This window comes from Spirillospora sp. NPDC049652 (assembly GCF_040675125.1).
Classification (GTDB): domain Bacteria; phylum Actinomycetota; class Actinomycetes; order Streptosporangiales; family Streptosporangiaceae; genus Spirillospora.
Map to the genome: position 1 here is coordinate 1 of NZ_JBFAOF010000866.1, position 3,089 is coordinate 3,089.

The window sequence follows — 3,089 nt, forward strand, 5'->3', positions numbered from 1 at the left end:
CCCGTTCGCCGTGGTGCTGCTGGCGGCGCTGAGCGGCGCGGGTTTCCTGGCGGAGACGCGCGCGGCCGAGCGTCCCCGGATGGACGTGACGGGCGCGCTGCTGTTCGTCGCCGCGCTCGGCGCCCTGGTGCTGGGCGCGGTGCAGGGGCCGCAGTGGGGCTGGACGGGTCCGGCGGTGCTGGGGCTGCTCGGCGGCGGTGTCGTCCTGCTCGCGGTCTTCACCCGGACGCAGGCGCGCGGGAAGGCCCCGCTGCTCGACCTGTCCCTCGTCCGGGACCGCCGGTTCTTCGCGCTCTGCCTCGTCCCGGTCGTCACCACGTTCGGGTTCGTGACGCTGCTGACCTACCTGCCCACGTACTTGGTCGGCGCGGGCGGCATGTCCGCCGCCCGCGCCGGGACGGTGATGCTGCTGCTCACCGGGCCCGTCCTCGCCGCGCCGCCGCTCGCCGGGGCGCTGGTGACGCGCGGCGTGCCCCCGCGCGCGCTGATCACCCTGTCGCTGCTGCTGTTCGCCGCCGGGGACGGCTGGCTCACGGTCATCGAGCCCGGCTCGTCCACCTGGGTGATCGCGCCGCCGCTGCTGCTGGCCGGGCTCGGCGCGGGGGTGTCGTTCGGCGTCAACGACGGGCTCGCGATGAGCCTGGTCGCCCCCGACCGCGCGGGGATGGCCGCCGGGTTCCTCAACACCATGCGGCTCGGCAGTGAGGCCATCGTGATCGCGGTCTTCGGGGCCGTCCTGGTCAGCCTGGTCGGCACCCGGGTGCCGTCGCACGCGCTGGCCGCGCGGGTCGCCGCCGGGGAGGTGGGCGGCGGCGACCGCGTCCAGCTCGCCGCCGCCTTCACTCATGCCCTCCACCTCGCCCTCTGGGGGCTCGCCGCCGTCAGCGCGGTCGGCGCGGTGGTCGTCCACTCGGCGCTGGCCCGGCCCCGCCGGGACGCCGCCGTCGCCGCGCCTGCGGTGTCCGAACCGGCCGCCGTCCCGGCCGAGAGCTGCTGAGGCGGGAACGCGACGGCGGACGGGGCTCGCGGGTCAGAGGGACTCGCGGGCCTCGATCGCCTTGCGGAGCCGGGTCAGCTCCTTCGGGAAGTTCACGGTCGCCGCGCCCACCAGCACGCCCTCGCGGGTGAAGGCGACGGCGAACTTGCCGTCCTCCGGAGCGCCGGTGACCACGGTGTTCGCGTCGGCGAGGTGCGGGAGGCCCGCGTACTGGATCCGGGTGCCGTGGACGCGCGTCCCGAGCGCCGGGACCCCGCTGAACGGGACGGCCTCGGACGGCCCGCGCAGCAGGTTCCGCGCGGCGGCCGCGCCCTGCTCGTTGGCGTTCGCCCAGTGCTCGATCCGGACGGTCTCGTGCCCGAACAGGGTGTGCGGCCAGCGCGCCACGTCCCCGGCGGCGACGATGTCGGCGTGCCCCCGCGCGAACAGGCGGCTGTCGGTCACGACGCCGTCGTCCACGTGGACGCCGCTGCCCTCCAGCCACTCGGTGTTCGGGACGACGCCCGCGCCGAGCACGACCAGGTCGGCGGGGACGGTCCGGGAGTCCTCCAGCCGGACGCCGGTGACGCGGCCCGCCTCGCCGACCAGCTCCGCGACGCGGGTGTTGGTGAGGAGCTCGACGCCGTTGGCCCGGTGGTGCCCGGCCAGCCAGGAGCCGACCGTCCGGCCGAGGACGCGGGTCATGGGCTCGGCCGCGTCGATGACGGTGACCTCGTGGCCCGCCGCGCGGGCGGTCGAGGCGACCTCGCCGCCGATGAACCCGCCGCCGATGACGACGACGCGGCCCTGGACGTCGGCCAGCGCCTTGCGCAGCTCCAGCGCGTGGTCGAGGGTGCGGAGCACGTGCACCCCGGCGAGCTCCATCTGCTCCTCGGGCAGCCGGCGCGGCCGGGCTCCGGTGGTGATGACCAGGCCGTCGTAGGGGAGTTCGGCGCCGTCGTCCAGCGTGACGGTCCGCGCGGCGGTGTCGAGCCGGGCGGCGGCGCGCCCGCACAGCCAGTCCGCCTCGACCTCGTCGGCGCCGGGCAGGGTGACGTCGTCGTCCCCGGCCAGCACGCTCTTGGACAGCGGCGGCCGGTTGTACGGCCGGTGCGGCTCGGCCCCGACGAGGGTGAGCGCGCCCGCGAACCCCTCCTCGCGCAGGGTCGCGGCGGCGCGCAGCCCCGCCAGCGACGCGCCGACCACGACGATGCGCTCCTGAGTACCCACTGAATGCTCCCTTACGGCTCGGTGACCGCACGAAGGATACCTATAGGGGGTAGGGGTAGAATAGGTGTCCTGCGTCACACCGCGCGGCCGGAGTCAGCCGAGCACCGGGAAGTTGCTGCGGAGCACGCCGTGCGGGTCCCGGCGGCGCTTCAGCGCGCGCAGCCGGTCGAGGGCCTCCGGAGTGAACGCGCTCGCGGCACGGTCGCCCGGAGCCAACAGGGTGAACGGCTTGCGCCCGGTGGTGTGCGGGATGAGCGCGTCCGCGATCTCGCGCTGCCGCTCGCCGACCGCCGCGCCGCCGTCCTCGCCGGGAATGCCGAACATGTACAGGGCGAACGGCTCGTCCAGGCTCCCGGCGGCCGAGTCGGACGGCCGCGCCAGCGCGCCGCCGAGATGCCGCACCTGGACGCTGAGCAGCGGCGCGATCGGACGGTCCAGCAGCACGGCCGCGACCTCGTCGGTGAGGCCGGTGAGCAGCTCGGCGCGGGACCGGCCGGGGCCCGGGTCGGTCGGTTCGGCGGTGATCGAGCCGAGACCCGCGACCGGGAGCGTGCCGCGCGAGTCGGAGACCATCCCGGCGACCTTCTCCAGCGGACGCAGCAGCGCCTCGCCGTCGCCGCCCGCGCCGAGGAACGTCGCGTCCACCGCGGCCAGCGGCGCGGCCCCGGGGAAGTGCAGCAGCTCGAACCAGGCGGTCAGCTCGTCCGGCGCGGCGCCGACGACCTCCCGGTAGGCGTCCAGGACGGCGCGGGCCCGGTCGGCGGGCCACAGCATCCGGCCGCCGTACAGCTCCGGCGCGGGGTGCAGGTCGAACTCGACGGCGGTGACGACGGCGAGGTCACCGCCGCCGCCGCGCAGCGCCCAGAACAGGTCGGGGTCGGAC

3 protein-coding genes are annotated in these 3,089 nt (G+C 76.2%); 1 reads left to right on the forward strand and 2 read right to left on the reverse strand.

The features are described from left to right. A partial coding sequence (locus AB0J52_RS34010) for an MFS transporter (RefSeq protein WP_500186993.1) occupies positions 1 to 997 on the forward strand: 997 nt, incomplete at its 5' end. Positions 998 to 1,030: 33 nt separating this feature from the next. Here the strand turns inward: AB0J52_RS34010 and AB0J52_RS34015 are convergent. Further along, on the reverse strand, positions 1,031 to 2,206 hold the full coding sequence (locus tag AB0J52_RS34015) for an NAD(P)/FAD-dependent oxidoreductase (protein WP_500186994.1): 1,176 nt from the start codon (positions 2,204 to 2,206) through the stop codon (positions 1,031 to 1,033). Positions 2,207 to 2,299: 93 nt separating this feature from the next. Beyond that, a partial coding sequence (locus AB0J52_RS34020; protein WP_500186996.1) for an FAD-binding oxidoreductase occupies positions 2,300 to 3,089 on the reverse strand: 790 nt, incomplete at its 5' end.